The sequence below is a fragment of the uncultured Aquincola sp. genome, from assembly GCF_964001545.1.
Classification (GTDB): Bacteria; Pseudomonadota; Gammaproteobacteria; order Burkholderiales; family Burkholderiaceae_C; genus Aquincola.
In genome coordinates this window covers 1-5,886 of record NZ_CAXFDV010000484.1, presented here as the reverse complement: position 1 = coordinate 5,886, position 5,886 = coordinate 1, and the positions used below count along the sequence as shown (strand labels likewise).

Below are 5,886 nucleotides of genomic sequence, written 5' to 3'. Positions count from 1 at the left end.
GGGCCGGCTCATCGGCAGCCAGCAGGTGCTGACCGAAACCCGCTTTGCCACCGTGCAGGCCGGCATGACGGTGGACCAGCTGCGCCAGACCCTGGGCCGCCCGGCGCGCATCTGGGGCGTGCGCTACCACGACCAGACGGTGTGGAGCTACCGCTACGACACGCCCTTCTGCCAGCTCTTCCACGTCGGCATCACGCCCGCCGGCGTGGTGGAAGACACCAGCTTCGGCCCCGATCCGGCCTGCGACGTGGACGAACGGCGCTTTCCGTTCATGCGCTGAGCTTCGGCGTCATGCGGTGGATGCGGCGGTGTAGCCCATCGCGGCACTGACGGCCTGGGCTTCCTCCCGCACCGCCTGCGCCGCCGCGCCGCCCGCCGACGCATCGAAGCCGCCCGTCGGCCCCAGCACCGTCAGCGCCGCGCACACACGGCCGGCATGGTCGAACACCGGCGCGCTCACCGCGCTGATGCCGCGCAGGTTGGTGTCCTTGACCACGGCACACCCGTCGGCCAGCACGCTCTCGGCCAGCCGGCCGATGGGGTCGGCCGCATCCAGCTGGGCACGCAGCTCGGTCGGCGCCTCGGCCAGCTCCTGCTCGGCCATCGCACGCAGGCGGGCGTCGTCACGCTGCCAGGCCAGCAGCACCCGGCCGGTGGCCGACCACAGCAGCGGCAGCACCGAGCCCACGCGGGCGTTCACCGAGATGGGCAGCCACGGCTCCTCGAAGCGCACGATGGTGGCTCCCTTGTTGCCCAGCACCGCCACGAAGCAGGTGAGCGACAGCGCCTCGCGCAGCCGGCCCAGCGAGGCTTCGGCCGCGCGGATGGGCTCGGCCTGCCGCATGGCGGCCAGCCCCAGCGCGATGGCCTCCGCACCCAGCAGGTACTGCTGCGAGCCAGCGGCCTGGGTGACGAAGCCCTCTTCCACCAAGCTGGCCAGGTAGCGGTGCACCTTGGCCGGGCTTTCGCCCACATGGGCGGCCAGCACGCTCAGGCTGGCACGCCCGCCCAGCCGGCCCAGGCCCTTGAGCACCGCCAGGCCGGTTTCCGCCGCCTGCACGCGCTGGCGACGCTCTCGGCCACGGGGCGCGGGTGGGGCTTCGGGCAGGTCAGACGTGCTCATGGCGCTGAGGGTATGCCCGCTGCCGGCATTACGCAATGCGTATCAAACTTACGCTATGCATGATGACGGCCACAGCGCCGAGGAGACTGGCTTGAACACTTCCCGGACCCGTGGCGCGCCGCGCCGCCTGGTGATCGGCCTGGCCACCGGACTGGCGCTGGCCGCCACGCTGGGCACCGCATCCAGCGCTTTTGCGCAGGCGGCTGCCTACCCCAGCAAGCCCATCCGCTGGCTGGTGCCTTATGCCGCCGGCGGCGGCTCGGACTTTCTGGCGCGCACGGTGGCGCAGTCGCTGTCGGCCAAGACGGGCCAGCAGGTCATCGTGGAAAACAAGCCGGGCGGCAACACCGCCATCGCCGCCTCGGAGACGGCGCGTTCGGCCGCCGACGGCTACACCGTGCTGTCGGCCGACAACGGCACCATGGTGTTCAACCCGGCGCTGTACAAGAGCCTGACCTACAACGTGAAGGACCTGGCGCCGGTCACGTTGATGGGCCGCTTCCCGATGATCCTGGTGGTGGGCCCGGCCAGCACCGCCACCAATGCCAAAGACTTCATCGCCCAGGCCAAGGCCAAGCCGGGCGGCATCAACTACGCTTCGGCCGGCGCGGGCAGCCCGCACCATCTGGCGATGGAACTGCTCAAGAGCGAGGCGGGGCTGTTCATGGTGCACGTGCCCTACCGCGGCGCTGCCCCGGCGCTGGCCGAAGTGGCCGGCGGCCAGGTGCCCGCGATGATGGTGGACCTGGCCGCGGGCGCCGCCTTCATCAAGGCCGGCAAGGTCAAGGCGTTGGCGGTGGCCAATGCCACGCGCCTGCCGCAGCTGCCCGAGGTGCCCACCTTCGCCGAGCTGGGCATGAAGAACGTGGAAGCCGCCGCGCTGGTGGGCGTGGTGGTGGCCGGCAGCACGCCGCCCGACACCATCGCCGCACTCAACAAGCAGCTGGTGGCCGCCATCAACGACCCGGCGGTGAACAAGCGCATGGTGGAGTTCGGCGTCGAGCCGGTGGGCAACACGCCTGCGCAATACACCGACCTGCTGGCCAAGGAAACCACCCGCTGGCACAAGCTGATCCGCGACTTGAAGATCACTTTGGACTGACCCATGCAGCAAACCGGCACTTGCCCGGTGGCCCACGGCGCCGCCGCTGTTTCTTCGGTGGCACCCAACGGCTGCCCGGTGAGTGCCGGGGCCGCCGCCTTCGACCCCTTCGGCGACGGCTACCAGCAAGACCCGCCCGAGTACCTGCGCTGGGCGCGTGAGCAGGAGCCCATCTTCTACAGCCCGCAGCTGGGCTACTGGGTGGTCACGCGCTACGCGGCCATCAAGGCCATCTTCCGCGACAACCTCACCTTCAGCCCGTCCATCGCGCTGGAGAAGATCACGCCCACCGGCCCCGAGGCCAATGCGGTGCTGGCCAGCTACGGCTATGCGATGAACCGCACGCTGGTCAACGAGGACGAGCCGGCCCACATGCCGCGCCGCCGGGTGCTGATGGAGCCCTTCACGCCCGAGGCACTGAAGCACCATGAGCCCATGGTGCGCGAGCTCACGCGCACCTACATCGACCGCTTCATCGACAGCGGCCGTGCCGACCTGGTGGACCAGATGCTGTGGGAAGTGCCGCTGACCGTGGCGCTGCACTTCCTGGGCGTGCCCGAAGAAGACATGGACACGCTGCGGCGCTACTCCATCGCCCACACGGTGAACACCTGGGGCCGGCCCAGGCCCGAGGAGCAGGTGGCCGTGGCCCATGCGGTAGGCAACTTCTGGCAGCTGGCCGGTAAGGTGCTGGACAAGATGCGCCAGAACCCCGACGCCCCGGGCTGGATGCAATACGGCCTGCGCCAGCAGAAGCTGCACCCCGAGGTGGTGACCGACTCGTACCTGCACTCGATGATGATGGCCGGCATCGTGGCCGCGCACGAGACCACGGCCAATGCCACCGCCAATGCGATGAAGCTGCTGCTGCAGCACCCCGAGGCCTGGCAGGCGCTGTGCGAAGACCCCGGCCTCATTCCCAACGCGGTGGAAGAGTGCCTGCGCCACAACGGCTCGGTGGCCGCCTGGCGGCGCCTGGTCACGCAGGAAGCGGTGGTCGAAGGCATGCGGCTGCCCGCAGGCAGCAAGCTGCTCATCGTCACCTCGTCGGCCAACCATGACGAGCGCCACTTCGGTGATGCCGACCTGTTCGACATCCGCCGCGAGAACGCCAGCGACCACCTCACCTTCGGCTACGGCGCGCACCAGTGCATGGGCAAGAACCTGGCGCGCATGGAAATGCAGGTGTTCCTCGAAGCCTTCACCCGCCGGCTGCCGCACATGCGCCTGGCCGAGCAGCGCTTCAGCTACGTGCCCAACACCTCGTTCCGCGGGCCGGAACATGTGTGGGCGGAATGGGACCCGGCGCTGAACCCCGAGCGCCGCGACCCGACGCTGCGCGAGGCGCACACCCCGCTGCGCATCGGCGAGCCTTCGGCCCATGCCATCTCACGGCCGCTGGTGGTGCAGGCGCTGCAGCCGGTGGCCGAAGGCATCGTGCAGCTCACGCTGGCCGCGGCCGATGGCCGTGCGCTGCCGCGCTGGGCCCCGGGTGCGCACATCGACGTGGCCTGCGGCGACACCGGCCTGTCGCGCCAGTACTCCTTGTGCGGCGACCCGGCCGATGCCACGCAGTGGCAGATCGCGGTGCTGCGCGAGCCGCACAGCCGCGGCGGCTCGGCCTGGGTGCACAGCCAGCTGAAGCTGGGCGACAAGCTGCAGGTGCGCGGCCCGCGCAGCCACTTCCGCATGGACGAATCGGCGGCCGAGCTGGTGTTCGTGGCCGGCGGCATCGGCATCACGCCCGTCAGCGCGATGGCCCACCGCGCGAAGCAGCTGGGCCTGCGCTACACGCTGCACTATTGTGGCCGCCGCCGCGCCAGCATGGCCTATGTGAACGAGCTGCAGGCCTTGCATGGCGAGCACCTGCACCTGTACGTGGGCGAAGAGGGCCGCCGGTTGTATGTGGCCGCCTTGCTGGCCACCCCGCGTGCCGGCGTGCAGGTGGTGGCCTGCGGCCCCGAGCGGCTGCTGCAGGCGCTGGAACAGGCCTGCCAGGCCTGGCCCGCAGACACCCTGCGGGTGGAGCACTTCAGCAGCACGCTGGGCACGCTGGACCCTGCCAAGGAACACGGCTTCGAGGTGGAGCTGAAGGACTCCGGCCTGGTGATCCCGGTGCGCCCCGACCAGACGCTGCTGCAAGCCCTGCGCGCGGCCAACGTCGACGTGCAGAGCGATTGCGAAGAGGGCCTGTGCGGCTCCTGTGAGGTGCGGGTGCTGGCCGGTCAGGTGGACCACCGCGACGTGGTGCTCACCCGCACCGAGCGCGAAGCCAACGACCGCATGATGGCCTGCTGCTCGCGGGCCTGCGGTGATCGGCTGACGCTGGCTTTGTGAACCCCTGCGGCGCGTACATCCGCAACTACAGCGGCGCCGCCAGCCAGTGCACCGCGAAGTGCTGCTTGGGGTCGGTCCACACCGTGCCCGGCGTGAAGCCGGCCTGTCGCGCCAGGCGGCGAAAGCCTTCGACGGTGAACTTGTGCGAGTTCTCGGTGTGCAGCGTCTGGCCTTCCAACACCTGGAAGCTTTCGCCGTCCAGCCGCACGGCCTGGGTGCGGCGGCTCACCAGGTGCATCTCGATGCGCTGCAGCCGCGGCTCGTAGAACGCGTAGTGCGCAAACTGCCGGGTGTCGAAGTCGGTGCCCAGCTCGCGGTTGGCCCGTTCCAGCAGGTTCAGGTTGAAGGCCGCGGTCACGCCGGCCGCGTCGTTGTAGGCCGCATGCAGCAGCGCCGGATCCTTCACCAGGTCGGTGCCGATCAGCAGGCCACCGCCACGCAGCAGCTCGGCCGCCTGGCGCAAGAAGGTCACTGCTTCATCGGGCGCGAAGTTGCCGATCGAAGAGCCCGGGAAAAAGCCCACCCGCTGCGGCCGGCTGCCGTCGGCCATCGGCGGCAGCTGGATGGGCTTGGTGAAGTCGGCCGCCAGCGGCTGCACGTCCAGCCCCGGGTGGTCGCGGCGCAGTGCCGCGGCGGCGCCTTGCAGGTGCTCGGCCGAGATGTCGATGGGCACGAAGCGGCGCGGGCGCTGCATGGCGGCCAGCAGCAGCCGCACCTTGGTGGCCGAGCCGGCGCCGAACTCGATCAAGTCAGCCTCGGGCCCGATCAGTGCGGCCATCTCTTCGGCATGCCGGTCCAGCAGCGCCAGCTCGGTGCGGGTGGGGTAGTACTCGGGCAGCTCGCAGATGCGGTCGAACAGCGCCGAGCCCGCCGCGTCGTAGAAGAACTTGGGCGAGATGCGGTGCGGCTGTTCCACCAGTGCCTGCCGCAGGGCACGCGCAAATTCGCGGGCCGGTGGTTCGGCGGGTGCGGCGTCTTTGGACGACGGCGCGCGGGCGGCGGCGGGTTCTGCGGTGCGGGGCATCGGCAGTTCGGGATAGGCCATCGTCAGTTGCTCCTTCAGCGGATGTCGCGGGCCAGGCGCAACCCGCTGAATTGCCAGCGCGCGGCTGGCGGAAAAAAGTTGCGGTAGCTCAGGCGGGCATGGCCGGGCGGCGTGGCGCAGCTGGCACCGCGCAGCACCACCTGGCCCACCATGAACTTGCCGTTGTATTCGGCGGCCGGCCCCCCCAGCGGCACGAAGCCGGGGTAGGGGTCGTAGGAAGAGCGAGTCCACTCCCACACCTCGTGCAGGCCCTGGGGCACGGCGCTGTCTTCCAGTGCC

At 70.2% G+C, this 5,886-nt stretch carries 5 protein-coding genes and 1 pseudogene; 3 read left to right on the top strand and 3 right to left on the bottom strand.

The genetic code is table 11. From position 1 onward, the window contains the following. Nucleotides 1–280: pseudogene (locus tag ABNT58_RS16575) on the top strand (hypothetical protein); the annotation flags it as partial. Nucleotides 281–289: 9 nt separating this feature from the next. Here the strand turns inward: ABNT58_RS16575 and ABNT58_RS16570 are convergent. Then, a complete protein-coding gene (locus ABNT58_RS16570; RefSeq protein ID WP_348754553.1) occupies nt 290–1,123 on the bottom strand; it encodes an IclR family transcriptional regulator in 834 nt (277 codons plus the stop codon). Nucleotides 1,124–1,274: 151 nt separating this feature from the next. Here ABNT58_RS16570 and ABNT58_RS16565 point away from each other — a divergent pair, with 151 nt between their 5' ends. Next, nucleotides 1,275–2,225, top strand: a complete 951-nt coding sequence (locus ABNT58_RS16565; RefSeq protein ID WP_348754554.1) for a tripartite tricarboxylate transporter substrate binding protein — start codon at nt 1,275–1,277, stop codon at nt 2,223–2,225. Nucleotides 2,226–2,228: 3 nt separating this feature from the next. Next, a complete protein-coding gene (locus tag ABNT58_RS16560; RefSeq protein ID WP_348754552.1) occupies nt 2,229–4,562 on the top strand; it encodes a cytochrome P450/oxidoreductase in 2,334 nt (777 codons plus the stop codon). A 25-nt stretch (nt 4,563–4,587) separates the two neighbouring features. On the opposite strand, the gene egtD is transcribed toward ABNT58_RS16560, so the two are convergent. Further along, nucleotides 4,588–5,607, bottom strand: coding sequence for an L-histidine N(alpha)-methyltransferase (gene egtD / locus ABNT58_RS16555; RefSeq protein WP_348754551.1), 1,020 nt, complete (start codon nt 5,605–5,607; stop codon nt 4,588–4,590). 14 nt (nt 5,608–5,621) lie between these two features. Continuing rightward, a partial coding sequence (locus ABNT58_RS16550; protein ID WP_348754550.1) for an SUMF1/EgtB/PvdO family nonheme iron enzyme occupies nt 5,622–5,886 on the bottom strand: 265 nt, incomplete at its 5' end.

Bases quoted from the DNA above. Each gene is read 5' to 3' on its own strand.
- ABNT58_RS16570 (WP_348754553.1), bottom strand. From the start codon at position 1,123: ATGAGCACGTCTGACCTGCCCGAAGCCCCACCCGCGCCCCGTGGCCGA.
- ABNT58_RS16560 (WP_348754552.1), top strand. From the start codon at position 2,229: ATGCAGCAAACCGGCACTTGCCCGGTGGCCCACGGCGCCGCCGCTGTT.
- egtD (WP_348754551.1), bottom strand. From the start codon at position 5,607: ATGGCCTATCCCGAACTGCCGATGCCCCGCACCGCAGAACCCGCCGCC.